The organism is Caballeronia sp. SL1002 (assembly GCF_057814995.1).
Genome location: NZ_JBYMUW010000002.1, coordinates 2,556,476 through 2,577,271, shown reverse-complemented (window position 1 = coordinate 2,577,271; position 20,796 = coordinate 2,556,476). Strand labels below are relative to the sequence as shown.

Genomic DNA, 20,796 nt, shown 5'->3' with positions numbered 1-20,796 from the left:
CGGCGCGCGCACGCGGTTAAGAGTAAAAAATCAGATAAGCCAAGCGCGTAGGACCGTCCGCCGTTCGTTGATGTTCCGCGCATGCTTACGCCGCACGCGCGAAAGGCGCTAGCGAACGCCCGCTTTATACCCGAGCTGGTAGGAAAGTTCGCTCGCGCAAGCGCGCAAAGCAGCGCCGATCGCGCCATCCCAGCGGATATCGAAAGACTGCTCGTGACCCAGCGCGATCAGGCCGAGCGCGAGATCGCCGGTCGAATCGAAGACGGGCATGCAGAACGCTTGAATGCCCGGCAGCAAGAGCCCCTCGACGCGCGCTGCGCCGTTTCGCCGGACCTCGGCGAGAAGCGGTTCTATTTCGTCCAGCGAGCGCCCCGTCTGTTCGAGTTCGCGCGCGAGAATCGCCCGCGTCTTGCTGCGCGGCAGATACGCGGCGAAGAGCAATCCAGTCGCCGACGAGAGCAGCGGCATCACATCGCCGAGCCTGAGCGACGCCTTTGCCGGATGGCTCGATTCCATCCAGTGGACGACCGTTGGCCCCTGATTGCCCCATACCGCGATACCAACCGTCTGGTCTAGCCGGTCGCGCAAATCGGCGAGCGCGATCCGCGCGAGGCTCACGCCGTCCACGCGCGCGAGTCGCGCGAGACCCATCTGGAGCGCGAAGCCGCCGAGTTCGTAGCGCCCCGACACCGGGTCCTGCGACGCCAGCCCGAGCCGCTGAAAACTCACGAGATAGCGATGCGCCTTCGCCGGGCTCATGCCTGCGAGCCGCGCGAGATCGCGCAGCATCATCGCGTGCGGCTCGTTTGTCAGCACGTCGAGCAGCCGGAAACCGACTTCGATCGACTGGATGCCGGAGCGCGCCTTTTCCTCGACGGCGTCGTCGGAATCCGTGCCGGCGTGAGCGGCGTCGAGGCTGGAAGGCGTGGACATAGGCGAAAAATGCGTTGAAGGGCGCGCGAAACCAGCCGGCCTGGGATTCACCATCGTAAAATAGATTTCTTCCATCGTCACTAAACGCCAAACGCTTTATGAAACTTGCCACGCTGAAGGACGGGACGCGCGACGGTCAGCTCGTCGTCGTGTCGCGCGATCTGCGCACCGCCGCGATCGCGGACACGATCGTGGGCACGCTGCAACGCGCGCTCGACGACTGGGCCTTCTACGCGCCGCAATTGCAGGAGCTCTCCGACGCGCTTAACCAGGGCCGCGCGCGCAACACGTTCTCCTTCGATCAAAAAGCCTGCATGGCGCCGCTGCCGCGCGCATTCCAGTGGGCCGACGGCTCGGCCTACGTGAATCACGTCGAACTCGTGCGGCGCGCGCGCGGCGCCGAAATGCCGCCCGAATTCTGGACCGACCCGCTGATGTACCAGGGCGGCAGCGACGACTTCATCGGACCGGCCGACGACATCGTGTGCGCGTCGGAAGCATTCGGTATCGACTTCGAGGCGGAAGTCGCGGCGATCACGAGCGACGTCCCGATGACCGCGATGCCCGACGAAGCGCTCCGCCACGTGCGCCTTTTGATGCTCGTGAACGACGTTTCGCTGCGCAACCTGATACCAGCCGAACTCGCGAAAGGTTTCGGCTTTTTCCAGAGCAAACCCGCAAGTTCGTTCTCGCCGGTCGCCGTCACGCCCGACGAACTAGGCGAAGCGTGGCGCGAAGGCCGCGTCCACCGTCCGATGATCGTGCACTGGAACGGCAAGAAAGTCGGCCAGCCGGATTGCGGCACGGACATGGTGTTCCACTTCGGCCAGTTGATCGCGCACGCCGCGAAGACGCGCAATCTGCGCGCGGGCGCGATTGTCGGATCGGGCACGATCTCGAACAAGGACGCGCGGCGCGGCTACTGCTGTATCGCCGAAAAGCGCTGTCTGGAGACGATCGAGCACGGCGCGCCGCAGACCGAATTCATGAAGTTCGGCGACAGCGTGAAGATCGAGATGTTCGACGAAGCAGGCCGGTCGATCTTCGGCGCAATCGATCAGGCGGTCGTCGCCCCGGAACACTGACGCAGGCCGCGCCCGCCCGCGCCCGCCGGCTATGCAACGGGTTTTGCCCGATGCGCCGTGCGGGCGGCGCGCTCTACACTTGGGCGCCGGACGCCGCACATCCGGACCACGACCGGACCCTTGCTTTCCTCCGCCAAACCGACATCGACCGACATGAGCGATCTCTCTTTCTACGCGCACTATTCGTCGCTGAAATTGCGGCGTCATCCGCATGGCGTGCTCGAAATCGTGATGAGCGGCGCGGGCGCGAACAAGAGCGGACTCGCGACCGCCGACGCCGGCATGCACCGCGAACTCGCCGAAATCTGGCGCGACGTGGACCGCGATCCGGACACGCGCGTCGCGTTGATCCGTGGCGAGGGCAAGGGCTTCTCGGCGGGCGGCGATCTCGAACTGGTCGAGCAGATGGCGTCGGATTTCGATGTACGCACGCGCGTCTGGCGCGAGGCGCGCGATCTCGTCTACAACGTTATCAATTGCAGCAAGCCGATCGTCTCCGCGATGCACGGCCCGGCGGTCGGCGCGGGGCTCGTCGCGGGCTTGCTCGCGGACATTTCGATCGCATCGAAGACGGCGCGGATTATCGATGGTCATACGCGTCTCGGCGTGGCCGCCGGCGATCACGCGGCGATCGTGTGGCCGCTTTTGTGCGGCATGGCGAAGGCGAAGTATTACCTGCTGCTTTGCGAGCCGGTGAGCGGCGAGGAGGCGGAGCGGATCGGCCTCGTGTCGCTTGCCGTCGACGAAACCGAACTCATGCCGAAGGCGATCGAAGTGGCGAACCGGTTAGCGCTCGGCTCGCAGACGGCGATCCGCTGGACCAAATACGCGTTGAACAACTGGTTGCGCTCGGCGGGTCCCACTTTCGATGCATCGCTCGCGCTCGAATTTATGGGGTTTTCCGGGCCGGACGTGCAGGAAGGTGTGCGCTCGTTGAGGGAGCGGCGTGCGCCGGATTTTTCTGGCGGGGCGCCGGTCTGAGCGCTTGCGCGCGGAGGGGTGTTTGGCGGGCCGTTGATTTGGGAGTTTTGGGCTAAAGTTCGCAGGAGTGGCCGGGGTTGGCCGGGGTTGGGTTGGGTTCAGTTGGGTTGGGTTGGGTACGCCGCGTGGCTGTGTTGCGCTTTCTGGGAGCTTGCCTTCGTGTAGGTTTATTAGCACGCCGCTATGCGCGGCAGCAGTCACTTTCTTTGCTGCTGCAAAGAAAGTAACCAAAGAAAGCAGCTTATCCACCTAAGTGTCCACCACGAATAACCGTGCGGATAGGCGCGCAAGCTGATTCGGCCATCGCACCACACAACAGAGTGGAGCCGCTCATCCATCCCGTCAGGCACAAAGTGCCTGCCGGCAAGGCATAACCGAACGAACAACCAAACAACCGACCGAACAACCGAACCGAACCGAACCGAACGAACGAACGAACGAACGAACGAACGAACGAACGAACGAACGAACGAACGAACGAACGAACGAACGAACGCCGCCCGCCGCCCGCTGGTTTTTGATGTGCCTGTCGTCCTCGCGTAGCGAGGATGGAACTGACAGGCGCTGTGCCAATCCGAACGAACGCGCGATGGCCGAATCAGCTTGCGGGCCTATCCGGGTGGATATGAGAAGTGGACACTTAGACGGTCACGCTGCTTTCTTTGCTTACTTTCTTTGCAGCAGCAAAGAAAGTGAGTCCCGCCCCGGACAGGGGCAGAGCTAATAGACGTACACGAAAGCAAGTTTCCAGGAAGCACGGGCAAACAAAAGCAAGGGCGCCAGCAAACCAAAACCGTCCGCCCCGGACAGGGGCAGAGCTAATAGACGTACACGAAAGCAAGTTTCCAGGAAGCACGGGCAAACAAAAGCAAGGGCGCCAGCAAACCAAAACCGTCCGCCCCGGACAGGGGCAGAGCTGATAGACGAACACGAAAGCAAGTTTCCAGGAAGCACGGGAAAACAAAAGCAAGGGCGCCAGCAAACCAAAACCGTCCGCCCCGGACAGGGGCAGAGCTAATAGACGTACACGAAAGCAAGTTTCCAGGAAGCGCAGGCAAACAAAAGCGACGCGCCAGCAACCCAAAACCTCGGCAAGGAGAATCGCATGACCGACACCCCCGGCGGCAACTCGCCCTTCGGCAACTTCGCCGGCTTCCCCGGCTTCAACCAGTCCGACATGATGGAAAAAATGTGGGAGATGATGCGCATGAACCCGTTCGCTGCCGCGATGCCCGGCGGCAGTTCCAGCATGGGTCCGTCGCTTTCGATGATGTCCGACATGCTCGCGCCGCTCACCAACGTCGAGGAACTCGACAAGCGGATCAAGGACATGCGCGCAGTCGAGCAGTGGCTTAAGCTGAACCTCAACATGCTGCAATCGGCGATTCAGGCGCTCGAAGTGCAGCGCGCCACGCTCGCGACGTTGCGCGCATTCGGCGCTTACGCGCAGTCGTCGATGGAAAAGGCGCCGAGCACGCCAGGCTGGCCTTCGAGCAGCGCGCCGGAGACGCCGAAAGCGTCGGACACTGCCCGCGACGATCGCGCCGATACGAATGCGCCGGAGGCGGGCGCGAACGACGCTGCATTCGATCCTTCGGGATGGTGGAACATGTTGCAGTCGCAATTCAACCAGTTGGCGAGTCTCGCGATGACTCAGACCGGCGCTGCAGCAGCACCTCAGGACAGTAGCGAAGAAGACCAACAAGCGTCGCCGAGTGCGGAGGACGCTTCCGCAACGAAGAAAACATCGTCGGCCGCGAAGAAAGCACCGGCGAAGAAGAAGCCCGCTTGAGCCCGTAAGCGCAATTTTCAACGACGGCTTCGGGTCCGTGCGCCAGTCGCGTGGACCCGATACCGGCTGCGATTTACTGCTTCATCTGCGTGTCGCTGTGCTGCATGCCCATCGAGTCGTGCTTCGGCTTGGCCGATTTCTTCATCGTGTCCTTGGACATCGAATCCTTCGACATCCCGTCCTTCGACATCGAATCCTTGGACATCGAATCCTTCGACATCGAATCCTTCGCCATCGAATCCTTCGCCATCGAATCTTGCGCGAAAGCCATCGAACCCGACAGGGCCAGCGTGGCGGCGAGTGCTGCGGTCACAAAGAATTTCATATCAACCTCATGGTCTGTTTTTAATGCTGTCCGGTCCAGCCGGGGTGAATCGAAAGTCTGCCGCGGCGCTTGAAGTCTCGCCGCGTCAGGATCCTCCGAACCAGTTGTATCCCTGATCGACCCAGTAGCCGCCAGGGAATGCATTCGTGACGAAAATCTCCATGACGTGCTTCGGATTCTTGTAGCCGAGCTTGGTCGGCATCCGGAGCTTCATCGGGTATCCGTATTTGGGCGGCAAGGTCTTGCCGTCATAAGTGAAGGTGAGCAGCGTCTGCGGATGCAGCGCGGTCGCCATGTCGATACTCTCGAAATAGTCATCGGCGCATTTGAAGCCAACGTACTTCGCGGTCGTGTCCGCGCCCACGTGTTTCAGGAAGGTCGAAAACGGCGTGCCGCCCCAGCGCCCGATCGCGCTCCAGCCTTCGACGCAAATATGCCGCGTGATCTGCTCGGCCTGCGGCAGCGCATAAAGTTCGGGCAGCGTCATTGCGCGCTTGTTCGCGACCAGCCCGCTCACCTGCAGGCGGTAATCCGAGCCGTCCACAACCGGCACATCGTCGATGCCGTAGAACGCGTTGAACGGAAACGGCCGCGTTATTTCAGCTTCCGTGTAGGTCGGCGCGAGCCGGTTTGGATCGAACAGCCAGCCTTGCACGCCGTCGTTCAGGCGCGACACGCGAGTCAGGAACGTTTCGACGGACTGGTTGCTGGACAAGCCGCAGCCGGTCAGCATCGCGAGTCCGCCAAGCGAGATGAGTTGCTTGCCGAACAGCCGGCGCGCGGGCATTTTCAGTTCGCGCCGCGCGTCGATGAGCAACGACTCGCGATCCAACTCCGGCGCGATCAGCAGATTCTTTTTCGGTTTCATGGTGGCGTTCCTCGGGTTTCAGCGGCCGCGAATCATCGTGAGGAATGAGCGCGGCACGAGCGCGACCATCGCCACGTGAACGACCGTGTACGCCACCAGCAGCGACATCGCGACGAAATGCACGATGCGCGCGTTGTCGTAGCCGCCGAGAAGTCCGCGCAGCGTCGGGAATTGCACGGATTTCCAGATCACGAGCCCGGACAGCACGAGCACAATCAGATCGACCATCGCGAACAGGTACGCGAACTTTTGCACCGCGTTGTAGCGGCTGAGATCGTCGTGCGAGAGATGGCCGGTGAGCGCGAGCTTCAGGTCGCGGAAAATCGCAATGGGCGACAGCGGGAAAAACTTGCGCGCGATGCGGCCGGTGACGAGATTCATCGCGAGATAGAACAGGCCGTTGAAAAACAGCAGCCACATTGCGGCGAAATGCCATTGCAGCGCACCGCCGAGCCAGCCGCCCAACGTGATGCCCGGCGGGATCACAAAGCCTTTAAAAACCGGCGACGCGTCATAGATTCGCCATCCCGACAACACCATCAACACGACCGCCAGCGCGTTGAGCCAGTGCGATATGCGAACCCATACCGGCTGGAACGCGCGGATGCGTGCGGGAGCGCCGCCGGGCACGGCGGCCTGAGTAGGTTGCGCGGTCATCTGATGTTCCTCTAAGCTGATGGAGCTGTTTTCGTGCGTTGTTGTCGATTTAGTCGCACGGCGGGGTGCGGCATTACACCGGCCGCGAAAAAAAGTTGAGCGAGCGATTTGTCGGCGGCGCGTAAGGCTTAAGAAAGTCGCGTCGTTTTAATATGAGTTATGCGTTTTTCTAACTGATTGAGCCAGCGTCCCCGTCCATGAGCGATGTCACCTCCCCGCGATTTCAGCCCAACCTCGGCCGCCTGCGTGAAATGCTGTTGCGTTTCGCGTTGCTGCAGTTACGCGACCGAACCGAGGCGGAAGACGCAGTGCAGGAAGCGATGCTTGCGTCGATGGCGCGGATCGAGGAATTTCGCGGGCAAGCGCAATTCAGTACGTGGGTATTCGCGATCCTTAAGAACAAGATAGTCGATACGTTTCGCTCTCGCGCGCGAAACGCGCCGGTGCGCGTGTACGAAGATGAGATTCCCGCCGACGCATTCGACGCGCTCTTCAACGAGCACGATCACTGGAAGAAGGAAGAGCGGCCGTCGGCGTGGGGCGACCCCGAGGCCACGTTCGCGCAGACGCAGTTCTGGACGGTTTTCCAGCTTTGCCTGGATAACCTGCCGCCCGCGACGGCTCGCGTTTTCATGATGCGCGAATTCCTCGACGTCGCCGTGGACGACGTGTGCATCGAACTGTCGATCACGAAAACCAACTGCGGCGTGATCCTTCATCGCGCGAAGATGGCGCTGCGCGTGTGCCTTGAAGACAAATGGTTCGACGGGAAGGACAAGCCATGCTGACGTGCAAGGAAGCGACGCTTTTGATGTCGAATGAAATGAACGAGCGTCTGGCGCTCGGCGAGCGCATCCGGTTGCGCCTGCATCTGTTCGCCTGCACCGGATGCACGAATTATCGTCACGACATGACGGTGTTGAGAAACGCGTGCCGCGATGTCGTCACGCAAACACTCGACGACACCGCCGATTGATCAGTTCGCCGAGCCGCCCGAGAGCAGCGCTTGCCGCAAGCCGGGCGCGCCGGTGCGGGGATCGAACCAGATCGAGAAGAACGCGCGCGCGAATGCTTCGCCGGGAATGCTGCCGAGCTTCTTTTCGTTGGAATAGAACGTCGTGCCGCTCTCAGGCATGAACACGCCGACGATATGGTCGCCCGCCTGCACGTCCGGGAACATGCCTTCCATGTCCTTTTGCCATTGTGCCGTCTGCGCGCGGCTCGCGAGCGCGAGATCGTCCATTTGCTCGCGGCCCTTCTTGGCGATCGACGCGCCCTTGAACGCGCGCGCATATTCGATATCGAGCGCGAACGGCCGCACCGTCATTTCATTGCTCGCAAGATTCGTCGGCCCGACATAAAGGCGGGCATCGTAGATACGCAAGCCGTAAAGACGCAGCGTGCCTTCGCCCTGCACATGCGCTTGTGGAATGACTTCGCGCACGAGCGGCGCGGCATCGAAGGCGAACGCGGCTTGCGCGGCGAGCGTCAGGAACGCGGCGAACGCGAGCCGTACCGCGCGCATCACGCGTGTTCCAGCGTGAACTGGATGACGTCGGTGTTCGCGTGCGCGAACGCGGCCTCGCAATAACATAGATAAAAATCCCAGAGACGAATGAAGCGCGCGTCGAAATCCTGCGCGCGTACCTCGTCCAGATTTGCAAGAAACGCGCCGCGCCACAGGCGCAGCGTGCGCGCGTAATCTTTCCCGAACGCAAGCTGGTTGACGACTTTCAGTCCGTGGCGCTGCGCGCTGCGCGCGAATGCGCTCGCCGAGGGCAGCATACCGCCAGGGAAAATATATTGCTGAATGAAGTCGCTGCTTTTGCGGTACCGCTCGAACAGCGCATCGTCGATGGTGATGGTCTGCACGCAAGCCCGCCCGCCGCGCTTCAGGTTACGTTTGATGCACTCGAAATATCCCGGCCAGTAAGCCTCGCCCACCGCCTCGAACATTTCGACGGAAACGATCGCGTCGTACTGGCCGTGCGCATCGCGATAATCCTGCAGGCGCAAATCGGCGTGGTCCGTGAGGCCGGCGTCGTCCATGCGCTGCTGCGCGTAGGCGAGTTGCTCGGTCGAAAGCGTGAGTCCCGTCACGTGCGCCGCCGTTTCGCGCGCGGCCAGTTCCGCGAAACCGCCCCAGCCGCAGCCGATTTCCAGTATCCGCGCCGACTCTGCGCAACCGACTTCGCCAAGCAATCGCCGATACTTCGCGCGTTGCGCATCGGCGAGCGTCTGGTCCGGCGTGCCGTCGAAAAGCGCGGCGGAATACGTCATGGTTTCATCGAGCCACAGCCGATAAAACGCGTTGCCGAGATCGTAATGCGCCTGGATATTCCGGCGGCTGCCTTCGCGCGTGTTCGCGTGGCGCAGATGCCGCACGCGATGCACGAGCCGGCCGATCCGCGAACCGTATACCGCCGCCTCGATGGCCGCGCGATTGCGCACCACGATGTCGAGGAGCGCGGCGAGATCGTCGGTATGCCAGTCGCCCGCGAGGTACGTTTCGGCGAATCCGATATCGCCGCTTTTCAGCGACGCAGCGAACACGTTCCAGTTATGCAGGATCACGCGCGCGTGCGGTGCGCCATCGGCGGCGTGGCCGATACAGCGCGTCGTGCCGTCGGGCAACTGCACGTCGAGCATGCCGTAGTTCAGCTTGCCGAGCAGTTTCAGCAGCATCCGGGCGGCGGCAGGCGGCCGTGCGCCGCGCCGCGTGCGCAGCCACGGCTCAAGCCATGCGAGCGGATTGAGGAACGAGGTCGAAGAAGACGGCTGTGCTGGCATTGCGCCTCACCGGGTCGGAAACTCGCCGCGCGCGCGCGAGCGTTTCGCGCTCGACGGCGTGGGTTTGTGCAGGAACGGCACGCGCTTCGCGAACAGCTTGAGCGCCTGCCAGTGAATTCTCGCGACGACGCCGAACGTCATCAGCGGATAGCCGAAAAATGCGCGAAGGACGTGCGCGGTATCGGCGGGACGCGCCTCGCCCGCGATACTCGTGATGAGGAGCGGCCCCGCGCCGTCGTCGTAGTCGATGCGCGCGACCGAGCGCATCGGCTTGCCGTGTTTGGGCGGCGCGAACAGAAAGCGGAACGTATAGCTGCCGGTCACCGCGCAAAACGGCGATACCTCGAACACCTTGCGCGCGGTGAGCGGCACGCCGTTCGGGATGACGTCGCCGGTGTCGAGCAGATAGCAATGGCGCTCGCCGAACGTGTTGTTCACCTCGCACAGCACGGCGCGCAACGCGCCGTCCGCGCGTTCGCAAAACCAGAAGCTCACCGGATTGAACACGTAGCCGAGCACGCGCGGGAAGGTGTGCAGGAAGATCTCGCCGTCGGCGTCTTCGATCCCGTTCGTCCGCAGCAATTGCTCGATCCACGCGAGCGGAGTTTGCGTGCTGTCGCCGTGATCGCGGTCGTAGAAACTCAGCAAGCCGAAGCGGTTGTTCGCAAACAGCCGCGATCCGCCGGACGCTGCTCGCGCGGCGCGGGCGCGCAGTGGCAGCCGCAGCGCGTACACGCCGTAGGAAAACGCATTGCGCGCCGGACGCAGCCGCCGATGCCGCACCGGGCCGATCATCAACAGATCGGGCGAATCGAAGGTTCGGGGCGTCATCATGCGGCGAGCACCAGATTGTCGCGACGGTCTTTACTCGCAGCGATCAGCGCCGATGCCGCCGCCAGTCCGGATTTCAGGCCGTCCTCGTGAAAGCCGTAGCCGGTCCACGCACCGCAAAACCAGGTGTTTCGCACGCCTTGCAGCGCGGGCAGACGCTGCTGCGCGGCGACGGCGGCTTGATCGAAGATGGGATGGCTGTACGCGAATTCGCGGATCACGCAGTCCGCGCGCGGCTCGCGCACCGGATTCAGCGAGACGATCACGGGCGTCTTGAACGGCAACGGCTGCAGACGGTTGATGAGGTAATGCACGCAAAGCGCCGGATCGCGGCCGAGCTCGCCGCTGCGGCTCTCGTAATTCCACGCCGACCACGCGCGCGGCGACGGCAGCAGCGACGCATCCGTGTGAAGCACTGCGCGATTCGGCGCGTAGCCGATCGCGCCGAGCGTCGCGCGTTCGTCGGGCGATGCGTCGTCGAGGAGGCGCAGCGTCTGGTCGCTATGGCAGGCGAGCACGGCGTGATCGAAATGTTCGACGCCACGCGCGCTCCGAATTTCGACCTGACCCGCCACGCGCCGCACCGCGTGAACCGGCTGACCGACGCGCGCATCGGCGATATGCGGCAGCATCCGCCGCACGTATTCGCGCGCGCCGCCGTCGACGGTGCGCCACTGCGGCCGGTCGTTGATCTGCAGCAAGCCGTGATTGTGGCAAAAGCGGATCAGCGTGCCGACCGGAAACGCCATCATCCGATCGAGCGGACACGACCAGATCGCGCCGATCATCGGCAGCAGATACCAGTCGCGAAACGCCGTGGAAAAGCGCTCGCGTTCGAGAAAGCGGCTCACCGGTTCGGCCAGCGTTTCCGGCGCCGAGGTTTCGCCCGCGAGCGCCAGCGCGGTTGCCGTGCGGTTAAAGCGCAGGATATCCGCGAGCATCCGCAGGAAAGCCGGGCGCAGCACGTTGCGCCGCTGGGCGAACACCGTGTTGAGATCGCTGCCCGCCCACTCGAACTTGCGGTCGGTGAGCGCCACGGAAAACGACATGTCGGTCGCGGTAGTCGCCACGCCGAGATCGTCGAATAGCCGGACCAGATTCGGGTACGTGCGATGGTTGAACACGAGAAAGCCGGTATCCACGCCGTGCGTCATGCCGTCGAGCGTGACGTCGACCGTATTGGTGTGGCCGCCGACGTAGCCGTTTGCCTCGAACAACGTGACCTCGACCGCCGCGCCGCTTCGCGCGAGCGTGTAGGCGCAAGCCAGCCCCGATATCCCCCCGCCGATAACCGCAACCTTCATGGCGTTGCTCCGCGTGTCGTGTGCAACTTGTTTTCGATGGCCGCCGGTCCCGGGCCGCCTTGTCTTTTGAGCCTTGTCTTTCGAATTACGCAGCGCGCGGCGCGCTGGATGCAGTTTGTCTACGGTTTAAGCACTTACTGATGACCATTTTTTGTCTATGCACGATTACAAATTCGTCTATGATGATCGCGTTGGCAAAGCGGCTAATGGCATGAATATAAGCCGATTATCCTTATTAGGCTCTGTTTGAATATCCATTTTGTCCATGACAAATTCAACTGATTTAGGTTCCAAGTCCGGCACCGGTGTCGATTCGCCCGTAGACACGCCGGCGGCCTTCGTGACGGATCCGGGCGCGGGAGGGATCGGGATCGGCGCGATTGCGCATGAGATCGGCCTGACGAAGGACACGCTGCGGGTTTGGGAGCGGCGCTACGGTTTTCCGCAGCCGCTGCGTTCCTCGGGTGGCGAGCGGCTTTATCCGCAGGAGCAGGTGACCAAGCTGCGGCTGGTCAAACGCTTGCTGGACGCGGGACACCGGCCGAGCAAGGTGCTCGCGCAGTCGATCGACATGCTGCAGGAACTGGCATCAGCCTCGGGCGTCGGACAAGATGCGCCGGACGTGGAACTGGATCACTACGTCGAGTTGCTGCGCCGCGGCGCTTTCGACGATTTCCGCTTCGACCTGTTGCGGCGGGCGACGCGCGATGGCCTCGAACGCTTCGTACTGGATGTGGCCGCGCCGCTGGCGGCACGCGTGGGCAACGCGTGGGCGGCGGGCACGCTGCAGGTTTATCACGAGCATCTGTTCAGCGAAGCGATGCAGGTGACCTTGCGCGCATTGCTGCGCCCGCTTTCCGACGCACTGCGCGGCCGTGGCGGCCATCCGCGAATCCTGCTGACGACCTTGCCGGGCGAGGCGCACGGGCTCGGCATTCTGATGGCCGAGGCGCTCTTTTCCCTGTGCGATTGCGAGTGCCTGGCCCTGGGCACGCAAACGCCGCTGCACGATATTGCGCATGCGGTGAACGCGCAGGGCGTGGAGATCGTGGCGCTGTCGTTCTCGGCGGCGATGCCCACCCAAGTCGTGACGAACGGGCTGGCGGAGTTGCGCGGCATGTTGCCGCTGAACGTGCCGATCTGGGTTGGCGGCAGCAGTCCCGCGTTGCGCCGCAAGCTGCATGAGGGCGTCGTGCAGGTGCCGGGACTTGCGCAGATCGAAGAAGTTATCGCAGAGTGGCGGCAGGGCGCCATGCTATGATCAGCACGCCTTCCGCGTGATTTTGCGGCGTGGTTTTGCGGTGTTGTCTTGCGGCATTATTCATTAAGCGCTGCGGCACATGGCAAACGCATCAGAATGTCACGTGCGGCATGCATGCTGCGCATCGTCGGCGCAAACAGGCCTCGGACTTTGGGCTTCGCGCCGATTCAGGCCTCGTTATACCCCAGGCACAGGTTTCGCTCCTCACCCACGGTAGACAGACGCATCGCTCGCTTGATAACGCGACGTGCTCGGAACGGGCAGATACACGTCGCATGAAACGGACGGGCGGGCCGCGGCAGACGCCTCTTTGCGGTTTATCGCATCTGAGCGTCCGATCCCGCGTAAAATTGAAAGCTTGGTTGTCCGGCGCGCGTTCCACTCGCGGCGGGCCGAGAGTAACTACAGACAGAATGTCGCACTACGTGGCAGATCAGGGGTGGACTATGAACACGATGCTTTATCCGGAACTTTATAAATCGCTGGAATCGGTTCGTTGGGACATGGAGAAAGACATTCCCTGGGACACATTTGATGCCTCGCTGCTCACCGACGAGCAAGCGAAAACCATCAAGATGAACGCGATCACCGAATGGTCCGCGCTTCCCGCAACGGAAATGTTCCTGCGCGACAACCATCACGACAGCGACTTTTCCGCGTTCATGAGCGTGTGGTTCTTCGAAGAACAGAAGCATTCGCTCGTGCTGATGGAGTATCTGCGCCGCTTCAAGCCGGAAATGGTCCCGACCGAAGAAGAACTGCACGCGGTGCGTTTCGAATTCGATCCGGCGCCGCCGCTCGAAACGCTGATGCTCCACTTCTGCGGCGAAATCCGCTTGAACCACTGGTATCGCCGTGCGGCCGAGTGGCATACCGAGCCGGTCATCAAGCATATCTACGAAACCATTTCGCGCGACGAAGCGCGTCATGGCGGCGCGTATCTGCGCTACATGAAGAAAGCGATGTCGCAGGCGGGCGATACGGCGCGCGCGGCGTTCGCGAAGATCGGCGTGCTGATGGCGTCGGCGCGACGCACGGAAAAGCCGCTGCATCCGACCAACCTGCACGTCAATCAGGCGCTGTTCCCGCGCGACACCATCCAGTCGCGTCTGCCGGACCCGGAATGGCTCGAACACTGGCTCGACGAACAAATCCGTTTCGACGACAGCTGGGAAAAGAAGGTGGTCGAGCGAATTCTGCATAACCTGTCCATTCTCTTCGAGCGTTCGTTCGCGACCGCGCAGGAATTGAACCGTTATCGCAAGGAAGTCGTGCTGCGTCTTCAAGCCGCGCAAGGAACGACGCAACAGCCTGCCTGACGCGTTCTTTCCTCAACGTCGTAAAAGCATAGAAACAGCCCGCCGGGTGCGCCCGGCGGGCTGTTTCGTTTTATCGGCGCGGCGCGGGAACGCGTGCGCGGCGCAGCGTGGCAAAATGCGCGCTAATCAAATTTCCTAGCGAGCACCGCAATGCCAGCCATTTTCGAACGCAAGATCGTCACGCGCGATGCGCTCGCCGCCCGTCGCGCGACGCTCGACGGCCCGGTCGTCTTCACGAACGGCGTGTTCGATATCCTGCATCGCGGGCATGTGAGCTATCTCGCGGACGCGAAGGCGCTCGGCGCGACGCTGATTGTCGGTGTGAATAGCGACGCGTCGGTGCGCACGCTCGGCAAGGGCGACGACCGCCCGATCAATCGCGAGGACGATCGCATGGCGCTGCTCGCCGCGCTCGAAAGCGTGGACTGGGTGGTGAGATTCGAGGAGACGACGCCGCTCGAACTGATCGGCGCGGTGCATCCGGACGTGCTCGTGAAGGGCGGCGATTACGACATGGACACGCTGGCGGAATCGGCGCTCGTGCGCGGCTGGGGCGGCACGGCGCTCGCGATTGCCTTCGAGCACGACCGCTCGACCACCGCGCTACTCAAAAAAGTCCGCGCACAGCAGGACTGACGCCGGCGATCACTGCGCGAGCGGCGCGGCCTTTACCGGCGCGGCGGGCGCGGGACCGCCGACCACGGCTTGATCGGCGGCGTCCTCGGCGCGCATCGCACGCGTGCGGAGGGCTTCGGGGCGCACTTGCTGATCGAGGTGATACGCCTCGCGCGCGCCCGCCGACGGCAACGGTCCGAACACGCCTTTCGCGACGACGAACATCAGCAGGTTGGCGAGGAAGAGTCCAGCGAGTAGCCAGCGCAGCATGAGCGCTCCGTCAGGAAAGGTTGCGGGTCGAGGCGTCGCGCGCGATCAGCGACAACCCCGAAAGGACGAGTGAATCGTGGCGAGCGTGCGGCACCGTCAGCACGCTCGCGATCTCATTGGCTGCGCCGCCGCCGAGCACGAGGCGCACATCCGTCTTGCGTTCATCTTTGAGTTCGCGCCACGCACGTTCGATCAACCCCGCTTGCGCGAGCAGGCATCCCGATGAAAGCGCGGCGCGCGTGCCGGTCGCGAACACGCTCGGCTTGGCGTCCGAGGCGAGCGAGGCGTCCGAGGCGTCCGAGGCGAGCGCGCGGCGGGCCGAGTCGGCGTCGAGGGTCGGCAAGTTCGCGGTGCTCGTGCCGAGCGACTGCATCATCAGCGACCAGCCCGGCGCGATCAGTCCGCCCGTGAACACGCCGTCGGCGCGCAGGGCTTCGAGCGTCGTCGCCGTGCCGAACGTGGCGATCAGCAAATGTTCGCCCGGAAACGCGGCCCGCGCGCCGATCAATCCCGACCAGCGGTCGCTGCCCAGTTTCGCCGGTTCGTCGTAACCGTTGATCACGCCGCATTGCCGCGCCTGAGCGCGCACGTTCGCACGCGCGAGTCCCGGCCAGTGCGCGTCGATCAGCGCGTCGATCCGTGCGCCGACCGCATCGCCCGCCACATTCGATACCCACGCGCCCGACGGACGCGGCAAGCCGGTCCAGTCGGGGTCGGAGGTGTCGTCGGCGTGCGTGTGGCCGTGCGTGTGCCCGTGCGTGTGGCCGTGCGTGTGGCCGAATACGCCGCCGCCGAGCATCGCCCCGTCCGGCGCGGCCAGCGACCACTTGATCCGGCTGTTTCCCGCGTCGATCAAGAGGAACGGCGCGGTGCTCATGGACGCTGCTCCGCGAGACGCAACGAAACGTCGCCGGTCGCCGCGGTGCGCAGGCCATCGGGCGTGTCGATCTGCAACTGACCGCGATCGTCGACGCCCGCCGCCGTGCCGCGCGCCACTTCCACGCCCTGTTCGAGCAGCACGACTTCGCGGCCCGCATACGCATGCGCCGCGAGCCACGGCTGGCGGAACGGCCGGAAGCCATCGGCGGCAAAGCGCGTCAGCGCGTTTTCCAGCGCGCCGAGCATCGCGGCAAGCGTTTCGGTGAGATTCGCGTTCGGCCACGCCCGCGCGAGCGCCGCCGGCACGTTGCCGGGCGCGGGCGTTTCGCCGCGCCGCGCGGCTTCGTCGACATCGGCGGCCAGTTGCGCCGCGCCGTGCAGATTGATGCCGATCCCGATCACCACCGCTGTCGAGTGCGGCGTATTCCACGCCGTCTCGATCAAAATGCCCGCGAGCTTGCCATCGTCGATCAACACGTCGTTCGGCCATTTCAGCGCGAGCCGCGCGGATGCCGACAGCGGCAGGCTGTTAAGCGCATCGAGCACGGCCGTGCCGACCGCGAGACTCAGGCCCGCCAGCCCTTCGATGGAACGCGGCAGCACGCACGCCGTGGAAAAGAGCAGCGCGTTGCCCGGCTGCGCGACCCACGCGCGGCCGCGCCGCCCGCGTCCGGCGGTCTGCGAATAGGCCACACGCACCAGCGGCGCGAGCGCGGCGGAAGCGGCGGAAGGCGAGCCGTCGCGCGGCATCGACTTCATCTGGGCCATCAGGTCCGCGTTGGTCGAGCCGGTTTCGTCGACGATCTCGACTGGCCAGTCGCGCGCCGGGCCAGCGGTGAGCGCGGCGAGGCGGTCGCGGTCGATGCGCCAGGCGGCGTCGAGCGGGAAGGACGAGTTAGAGGAGTTCATGCGCTTATTGTAGCGGCCCAAAGCTGCAGCGGCCCGAAGCCGGCGCGAACCGTGGGGCGGCGTTCCGGCGCCCCTTGACCGTAATTCCCGCGATCCTTCGTTACAATGAGTGCTCCCATTTTCTCGCGCGACCTCGATCCTTGAACTTCGACACTCCGCCACGCCTGCAAGTGGAAGCCGGGCAGCAGGGCAAGGTCGTCCGGCTCTCAGGCCAGTGGACGGCGCTTGCGCTCGCACGCGACCGGGCGAAAAGCGGCGTGACGCGGCGCTTGCGCGCGATCGGCCGGGAGACGTACGGCAACTGGGATCTGCTCGGTATCGAACGGCTGGATCACGTCGGCGGGCAGGCGCTCTGGCGCGTGTGGGGCCGCAAGATGCCGGTGGATATCGCGCTGTCGGACACGCAGCGCGAGATTTTCGAACGGATCGCGCTGCTCGATTCCGAGCGCGAGGAGCCGGAAGAAGTCGATCGCTACAATTTCGTCACGCGCTTCGGCCTGATGCTATTCGCGTTCTTCGAGCATCTGTACGGCGGTCTCGCGATGTTCGGCCGTTTCGTGCTCGATCTGCTGTTGATCGTCCGGCAGCCGAAGCGCACGCCGTGGACCGAGATATCCGCGAATATCTATAGCGCGGGCACGCAGGCGCTGGCGATCACGGCGCTCGTCGCGTTTTTGATCGGGATCGTGCTGAGTTACCTGTCCGCGCAGCAGTTGCGCATGTTCGGCGCGAACCAGTACATCGTGAACATTCTCGGGCTTTCCGTGATTCGCGAACTCGGACCGGTGCTGTCGGCCATTCTGGTCGCGGGGCGTTCGGGGTCGGCGATCACCGCGCAGATCGGCGTGATGCGCGTGACCGAGGAACTCGACGCCATGCGCGTGATGGGCATTCCGCACGGCTTGCGGCTCGTCTTGCCGCGCGTGCTGGCGCTCGGTGTCGCGATGCCGCTGCTCGTCATGTGGACCAACGTGATCGCGCTGCTCGGCGGCGCGCTGGCGGCGAAACTGGTGCTTGCCATCGACGTGTCGTATTTCATGCGCTCGCTGCCAAGCGTCGTGCCGATCGCGAACCTGTGGATCGGCCTCGGCAAGGGCGTCGTGTTCGGCATGCTGATCGCGCTGGCCGCGTGCCACTTCGGCTTTCGGATCAAGGCGAATTCGCAGAGTCTAGGCGAAGGCACGACGACCTCGGTCGTCACGTCGATCACCATCGTGATTCTCGCGGACGCCGTGTTCGCGATCCTTTTCCAGAACGTGGGGCTTTGATGTCGACGACGCTCGCCACTTCCGTGCGCGACCAGCCGCCGCCCGTGATCGCGGAGCCGGTGATCGAGGTGCGCGACGTCACGAAGCGTTATGGCCGCACCGTGATCCACGAGCATCTGAATCTCGACGTGCGGCGCGGCGAGATCGTCGCGCTGCTCGGCGGTTCGGGTTCCGGCAAGACGACGCTCGTGCGGCAGATTCTCGGGCTGGAGTCGCCCACTTCCGGGACGATTCGCGTGCTGGGCGAGGAATGGGCCAACATGGACGACGAAACCGCGCGGATGCTGCGCACGCGCTCCGGCATGATGTTCCAGCAGGGCGCGCTCTTTTCGTCGCTGTCGGTGTACGACAACATCGCGCAGCCGTTTCGCGAACTCGGCAAGATTCCCGAGGATCTGATCAGCGAGTTCGTCATGCTGAAGCTCGAAATGGTCGGGCTGTCGTGCAAGCACGCGAGCAAGATGCCGTCGGCGCTGTCGGGCGGGATGGTGAAACGCGTGGGGATCGCGCGGGCGATCGCGCTGGAGCCGGAACTGCTGTTCCTCGACGAACCCACGGCCGGGCTCGATCCGAAGGCGTCGGACGAGTTCGTCGATCTGATCGCGACGCTGCATCGCGCGCTCGGGCTGACGGTGATCATGGTCACGCACGATCTCGACACGATGGTCGCGCTGTCCACGCGCGTGGCCGTGCTCGCCGATCGCCGCGTGCTGGTGGCCGCGCCCGTGGAAGAAGCGGTCGCCGTCGATCACCCGTTTATCCGCGAATACTTTCTGGGGCGGCGCGGCAGGCGCGCGTTGCAGGCGCTGCCGCCCGAGCGGCGCGCGAAATTGCCGGCCGTAGCGCTCGAAGACGCGCCGCTCGGCCCGAAGCTGTGATCTCACGCGTAGAACCTGAGGAACCTGTCGATGGAAAATAAATCCCACGCGTTCTGGGCCGGGTTGTTCACGATCGGCCTGGTTGCCGCGATCGCGGTGACCGCGTTCTTTTTCAACGTCGACCGCACGGTGCGCGTGCCGTACGACCTGCTCGCCCGCACCAACGTGACCGGACTGTTCACCGATGCCGCCGTGCGGTATCGCGGGCTGGGCGTCGGCAAGGTGGAGTCGATCCGCTTCGACCACGATCATCCGGGGCAGATCCGCATCCGCATCATGGTCGACAAGAACGCGCCGATGACGCATTCCACCTTCGCCACGCTCGGCTTTCAGGGCGTGACGGGCATCGCGTTCGTGCAACTGGACGACACGGGCAAGGACACGGAGGCGCTGGTTTCATCGACGACCAGCGTGGCGGAAGTGCCGATGCGCCCCGGTCTTTTCGATCAGTTGCAGCAGCGCGGCGACGTCATTCTGAAAAGATTCGAACGTCTTTCGGACGACGCGGACAAATTCCTGTCCGACGACGTGCGCACGCAACTCCTCGACACCACGAAAAGCCTGCAAAACGCGGCGGACAGCATCTCGTCGCTCGCCAATCAGGTCGGACCGGTCGCCGGGAAACTGCCGAACACGCTCAACCAACTGGACAAGACGCTCATCTCGACCAACGCGCTGATCCAGAACCTGAACCGCGAGGACGGCCCTTTCGTCGCGAATCTGAACAAGGCGGGCGACGCGGCGCAGCAGGCGGGCACGGCGCTGACCGATATCAACGATTCGTTGCGCGAACTGACGGCGCGCGTGAACTACGAAACGCTGCCGCGCGTGAACAATTTCGCCGACGATGTCAGCAGCGCCGCGCGCTCGGTCGATCGCGCCGCCGACATGTTCAGCAACAATCCGCGCGCGGTGCTGTTCGGCGTGACGCCGCCTGCACCGGGGCCGGGCGAGCCGGGTTTTAGCTGGCCTGCTGCGCCTGCGCGTTGAGATGCAGTGCTGAAACCCGACTGAAATTTGCCTGAAAATTTGGCGGATTAGAGTCTGGAGTTTCGATGGTTCGATTGAAGTTTTGAAGTTTGAAGTTTTAAGCAAAAGGAACAGTGATGCCACACACGATCTTGCAGGCGCGCGCCGCAGTGCGCGACACGCGCCCGCTCGCGCGAGCGCGCTCCGCTGTCTTTGCGACGGCGCTTGCCGCTTCGGCGCGTGCCGCATCGGCGCTTGCCGCATCGGCGCTTATTCTCGCCGGATGCGCTTCCGGGCCGCCGGCGGCGGTATCGAATATCCGTTACGACCTCGGCGCGCCCCTCGGCGCGGCCGATGCCATGAACATGCCGGCGGTCAAGGTGCTGTCGGTCAGCGCGTCGCGCGATCTGGATTCCGACGCGTTCGTCTACCGTCTGCAATACGCCGATGCGCAACGCACCGGCAATTACTCGAACGCTCACTGGACCATGCCGCCCGCGCAGTTGCTCACGCGGCGTCTGCGCGACGCGATGTCGGCGCACGGCACCGTGCTGACCGGCGCGGAAGCGGTCAAGGCGCCCGTGCTGCAAGTCGAACTGAACGATTTCGAGCAGATCTTCGACGCCCCGGGCGAAAGCCACGGCGTGGTCGCCGTGCGCGCAACGCTCACGCAGCAGGGCAAGATCATCGGACAGCGCACGTTCGTGTCGCGCGCGCCGTCGAGCACGGCGGACGCGGCGGGCGGCGCGCGGGCGCTGTCGGCGGCATCCGACGAACTGATCGCGCAAATGACCGCCTGGCTCGGCGTGCAGCCGCTCGTCGCGTCGCAATGACGCGCGCGAAGGGCGCGGCACTTGAGCGC

The 20,796-nt window shown here is 63.9% G+C and carries 23 protein-coding genes; 12 read left to right on the top strand and 11 right to left on the bottom strand.

Annotated features, from left to right (window positions below):
* Positions 1-108 precede the first annotated feature (108 nt).
* Entirely contained in the window at positions 109-933 is an 825-nt protein-coding gene (locus AC3D25_RS14380) for an IclR family transcriptional regulator (protein WP_488889038.1), read from the bottom strand.
* Between the two features lie 98 nt (positions 934-1,031).
* Here AC3D25_RS14380 and AC3D25_RS14375 point away from each other — a divergent pair, with 98 nt between their 5' ends.
* From AC3D25_RS14375 to AC3D25_RS14365, 3 genes are all read left to right on the top strand, one after another.
* On the top strand, positions 1,032-2,018 hold the full coding sequence (locus AC3D25_RS14375; RefSeq protein ID WP_488889037.1) for a fumarylacetoacetate hydrolase family protein: 987 nt from the start codon (positions 1,032-1,034) through the stop codon (positions 2,016-2,018).
* Between the two features lie 153 nt (positions 2,019-2,171).
* Positions 2,172-2,999, top strand: coding sequence for an enoyl-CoA hydratase/isomerase family protein (locus AC3D25_RS14370; protein WP_488889036.1), 828 nt, complete (start codon positions 2,172-2,174; stop codon positions 2,997-2,999).
* Positions 3,000-4,104: 1,105 nt separating this feature from the next.
* Positions 4,105-4,791 carry a PhaM family polyhydroxyalkanoate granule multifunctional regulatory protein gene (locus AC3D25_RS14365; RefSeq protein WP_488889035.1) on the top strand — a complete coding sequence of 229 codons (687 nt, stop codon included), beginning with the start codon at positions 4,105-4,107 and terminating at the stop codon, positions 4,789-4,791.
* Between the two features lie 73 nt (positions 4,792-4,864).
* Here the strand turns inward: AC3D25_RS14365 and AC3D25_RS14360 are convergent, their stop codons facing one another.
* The 3 genes from AC3D25_RS14360 to AC3D25_RS14350 form a co-directional block, all read right to left on the bottom strand.
* Positions 4,865-5,116, bottom strand: a complete 252-nt coding sequence (locus tag AC3D25_RS14360) for a pentapeptide MXKDX repeat protein (protein ID WP_488889034.1) — start codon at positions 5,114-5,116, stop codon at positions 4,865-4,867.
* An 85-nt stretch (positions 5,117-5,201) separates the two neighbouring features.
* Entirely contained in the window at positions 5,202-5,984 is a 783-nt protein-coding gene (locus AC3D25_RS14355) for a molybdopterin-dependent oxidoreductase (RefSeq protein WP_488889033.1), read from the bottom strand.
* 18 nt (positions 5,985-6,002) lie between these two features.
* The gene (locus AC3D25_RS14350) at positions 6,003-6,641 is read right to left on the bottom strand and encodes a cytochrome b/b6 domain-containing protein (protein ID WP_488889032.1); all 639 of its coding nucleotides are present in this window, start codon (positions 6,639-6,641) and stop codon (positions 6,003-6,005) included.
* A gap of 197 nt (positions 6,642-6,838) precedes the next feature.
* Between AC3D25_RS14350 and AC3D25_RS14345 the strand changes: the two genes are divergently transcribed.
* Positions 6,839-7,429: a sigma-70 family RNA polymerase sigma factor gene (locus AC3D25_RS14345; protein WP_488889031.1), complete on the top strand. Its 591-nt coding sequence runs from the start codon at positions 6,839-6,841 to the stop codon at positions 7,427-7,429.
* A complete protein-coding gene (locus AC3D25_RS14340) occupies positions 7,423-7,617 on the top strand; it encodes an anti-sigma factor family protein (RefSeq protein ID WP_488889030.1) in 195 nt (64 codons plus the stop codon). The genes AC3D25_RS14345 and AC3D25_RS14340 overlap by 7 nt, the downstream gene beginning before the upstream one ends.
* Here the strand turns inward: AC3D25_RS14340 and AC3D25_RS14335 are convergent, their stop codons facing one another.
* The 4 genes from AC3D25_RS14335 to AC3D25_RS14320 are packed head-to-tail and all read right to left on the bottom strand — an operon-like array spanning position 7,618 to position 11,566.
* On the bottom strand, positions 7,618-8,166 hold the full coding sequence (locus tag AC3D25_RS14335; protein ID WP_488889029.1) for a chalcone isomerase family protein: 549 nt from the start codon (positions 8,164-8,166) through the stop codon (positions 7,618-7,620).
* Positions 8,166-9,431, bottom strand: coding sequence for a class I SAM-dependent methyltransferase (locus AC3D25_RS14330; RefSeq protein WP_488889028.1), 1,266 nt, complete (start codon positions 9,429-9,431; stop codon positions 8,166-8,168). Before AC3D25_RS14330 ends, AC3D25_RS14335 begins: the two co-directional genes overlap by 1 nt.
* Positions 9,432-9,437: 6 nt before the next feature.
* Positions 9,438-10,265 carry a DUF1365 domain-containing protein gene (locus tag AC3D25_RS14325; RefSeq protein ID WP_488889027.1) on the bottom strand — a complete coding sequence of 276 codons (828 nt, stop codon included), beginning with the start codon at positions 10,263-10,265 and terminating at the stop codon, positions 9,438-9,440.
* Positions 10,262-11,566 (bottom strand): NAD(P)/FAD-dependent oxidoreductase, encoded by a 1,305-nt coding sequence (locus AC3D25_RS14320; RefSeq protein WP_488889026.1) that lies wholly within the window; start codon positions 11,564-11,566, stop codon positions 10,262-10,264. Before AC3D25_RS14320 ends, AC3D25_RS14325 begins: the two co-directional genes overlap by 4 nt.
* Before the next feature lie 265 nt (positions 11,567-11,831).
* On the opposite strand from AC3D25_RS14320, the gene AC3D25_RS14315 reads away from it, so the two are divergent.
* From AC3D25_RS14315 to rfaE2, 3 genes are all read left to right on the top strand, one after another.
* Positions 11,832-12,827, top strand: coding sequence for a MerR family transcriptional regulator (locus AC3D25_RS14315; protein WP_488889025.1), 996 nt, complete (start codon positions 11,832-11,834; stop codon positions 12,825-12,827).
* Positions 12,828-13,273: 446 nt separating this feature from the next.
* Positions 13,274-14,146 (top strand): ferritin family protein, encoded by an 873-nt coding sequence (locus tag AC3D25_RS14310; RefSeq protein ID WP_488889024.1) that lies wholly within the window; start codon positions 13,274-13,276, stop codon positions 14,144-14,146.
* Positions 14,147-14,296: 150 nt separating this feature from the next.
* Positions 14,297-14,782: a D-glycero-beta-D-manno-heptose 1-phosphate adenylyltransferase gene (rfaE2, locus tag AC3D25_RS14305; RefSeq protein ID WP_488889023.1), complete on the top strand. Its 486-nt coding sequence runs from the start codon at positions 14,297-14,299 to the stop codon at positions 14,780-14,782.
* A 9-nt stretch (positions 14,783-14,791) separates the two neighbouring features.
* Here the strand turns inward: rfaE2 and AC3D25_RS14300 are convergent, their stop codons facing one another.
* The 3 genes from AC3D25_RS14300 to AC3D25_RS14290 are packed head-to-tail and all read right to left on the bottom strand — an operon-like array spanning position 14,792 to position 16,819.
* Positions 14,792-15,031: a hypothetical protein gene (locus tag AC3D25_RS14300; protein WP_488889022.1), complete on the bottom strand. Its 240-nt coding sequence runs from the start codon at positions 15,029-15,031 to the stop codon at positions 14,792-14,794.
* A 10-nt stretch (positions 15,032-15,041) separates the two neighbouring features.
* Entirely contained in the window at positions 15,042-15,908 is an 867-nt protein-coding gene (locus AC3D25_RS14295) for a type III pantothenate kinase (protein ID WP_488889021.1), read from the bottom strand.
* Complete coding sequence (locus AC3D25_RS14290; protein WP_488889020.1) at positions 15,905-16,819, bottom strand: biotin--[acetyl-CoA-carboxylase] ligase; 915 nt, start codon at positions 16,817-16,819, stop codon at positions 15,905-15,907. Before AC3D25_RS14290 ends, AC3D25_RS14295 begins: the two co-directional genes overlap by 4 nt.
* A gap of 140 nt (positions 16,820-16,959) precedes the next feature.
* Between AC3D25_RS14290 and AC3D25_RS14285 the strand changes: the two genes are divergently transcribed.
* The 4 genes from AC3D25_RS14285 to AC3D25_RS14270 all read left to right on the top strand — a co-directional run bounded on the left by AC3D25_RS14285 (position 16,960) and on the right by AC3D25_RS14270 (position 20,767).
* Positions 16,960-18,087, top strand: a complete 1,128-nt coding sequence (locus AC3D25_RS14285; protein WP_488889019.1) for an MlaE family ABC transporter permease — start codon at positions 16,960-16,962, stop codon at positions 18,085-18,087.
* Positions 18,087-18,965: an ABC transporter ATP-binding protein gene (locus AC3D25_RS14280; RefSeq protein WP_488889018.1), complete on the top strand. Its 879-nt coding sequence runs from the start codon at positions 18,087-18,089 to the stop codon at positions 18,963-18,965. The genes AC3D25_RS14285 and AC3D25_RS14280 overlap by 1 nt, the downstream gene beginning before the upstream one ends.
* A 30-nt stretch (positions 18,966-18,995) precedes the next feature.
* Positions 18,996-19,955, top strand: a complete 960-nt coding sequence (locus AC3D25_RS14275) for an MlaD family protein (RefSeq protein ID WP_488889017.1) — start codon at positions 18,996-18,998, stop codon at positions 19,953-19,955.
* Positions 19,956-20,071: 116 nt separating this feature from the next.
* Complete coding sequence (locus tag AC3D25_RS14270) at positions 20,072-20,767, top strand: ABC-type transport auxiliary lipoprotein family protein (protein WP_488889016.1); 696 nt, start codon at positions 20,072-20,074, stop codon at positions 20,765-20,767.
* Positions 20,768-20,796 lie beyond the last annotated feature (29 nt).

Bases quoted from the DNA above. Each gene is read 5' to 3' on its own strand.
- AC3D25_RS14325 (WP_488889027.1), bottom strand. From the start codon at position 10,265: ATGATGACGCCCCGAACCTTCGATTCGCCCGATCTGTTGATGATCGGC.
- AC3D25_RS14290 (WP_488889020.1), bottom strand. From the start codon at position 16,819: ATGAACTCCTCTAACTCGTCCTTCCCGCTCGACGCCGCCTGGCGCATC.
- AC3D25_RS14370 (WP_488889036.1), top strand. From the start codon at position 2,172: ATGAGCGATCTCTCTTTCTACGCGCACTATTCGTCGCTGAAATTGCGG.
- AC3D25_RS14340 (WP_488889030.1), top strand. From the start codon at position 7,423: ATGCTGACGTGCAAGGAAGCGACGCTTTTGATGTCGAATGAAATGAAC.
- AC3D25_RS14335 (WP_488889029.1), bottom strand. From the start codon at position 8,166: ATGCGCGCGGTACGGCTCGCGTTCGCCGCGTTCCTGACGCTCGCCGCG.
- AC3D25_RS14310 (WP_488889024.1), top strand. From the start codon at position 13,274: ATGAACACGATGCTTTATCCGGAACTTTATAAATCGCTGGAATCGGTT.
- AC3D25_RS14365 (WP_488889035.1), top strand. From the start codon at position 4,105: ATGACCGACACCCCCGGCGGCAACTCGCCCTTCGGCAACTTCGCCGGC.
- AC3D25_RS14275 (WP_488889017.1), top strand. From the start codon at position 18,996: ATGGAAAATAAATCCCACGCGTTCTGGGCCGGGTTGTTCACGATCGGC.
- AC3D25_RS14380 (WP_488889038.1), bottom strand. From the start codon at position 933: ATGTCCACGCCTTCCAGCCTCGACGCCGCTCACGCCGGCACGGATTCC.
- AC3D25_RS14355 (WP_488889033.1), bottom strand. From the start codon at position 5,984: ATGAAACCGAAAAAGAATCTGCTGATCGCGCCGGAGTTGGATCGCGAG.
- AC3D25_RS14330 (WP_488889028.1), bottom strand. From the start codon at position 9,431: ATGCCAGCACAGCCGTCTTCTTCGACCTCGTTCCTCAATCCGCTCGCA.
- AC3D25_RS14315 (WP_488889025.1), top strand. From the start codon at position 11,832: ATGACAAATTCAACTGATTTAGGTTCCAAGTCCGGCACCGGTGTCGAT.
- rfaE2 (WP_488889023.1), top strand. From the start codon at position 14,297: ATGCCAGCCATTTTCGAACGCAAGATCGTCACGCGCGATGCGCTCGCC.
- AC3D25_RS14270 (WP_488889016.1), top strand. From the start codon at position 20,072: ATGCCACACACGATCTTGCAGGCGCGCGCCGCAGTGCGCGACACGCGC.
- AC3D25_RS14350 (WP_488889032.1), bottom strand. From the start codon at position 6,641: ATGACCGCGCAACCTACTCAGGCCGCCGTGCCCGGCGGCGCTCCCGCA.
- AC3D25_RS14280 (WP_488889018.1), top strand. From the start codon at position 18,087: ATGTCGACGACGCTCGCCACTTCCGTGCGCGACCAGCCGCCGCCCGTG.
- AC3D25_RS14300 (WP_488889022.1), bottom strand. From the start codon at position 15,031: ATGCTGCGCTGGCTACTCGCTGGACTCTTCCTCGCCAACCTGCTGATG.
- AC3D25_RS14375 (WP_488889037.1), top strand. From the start codon at position 1,032: ATGAAACTTGCCACGCTGAAGGACGGGACGCGCGACGGTCAGCTCGTC.
- AC3D25_RS14360 (WP_488889034.1), bottom strand. From the start codon at position 5,116: ATGAAATTCTTTGTGACCGCAGCACTCGCCGCCACGCTGGCCCTGTCG.
- AC3D25_RS14320 (WP_488889026.1), bottom strand. From the start codon at position 11,566: ATGAAGGTTGCGGTTATCGGCGGGGGGATATCGGGGCTGGCTTGCGCC.
- AC3D25_RS14345 (WP_488889031.1), top strand. From the start codon at position 6,839: ATGAGCGATGTCACCTCCCCGCGATTTCAGCCCAACCTCGGCCGCCTG.
- AC3D25_RS14295 (WP_488889021.1), bottom strand. From the start codon at position 15,908: ATGAGCACCGCGCCGTTCCTCTTGATCGACGCGGGAAACAGCCGGATC.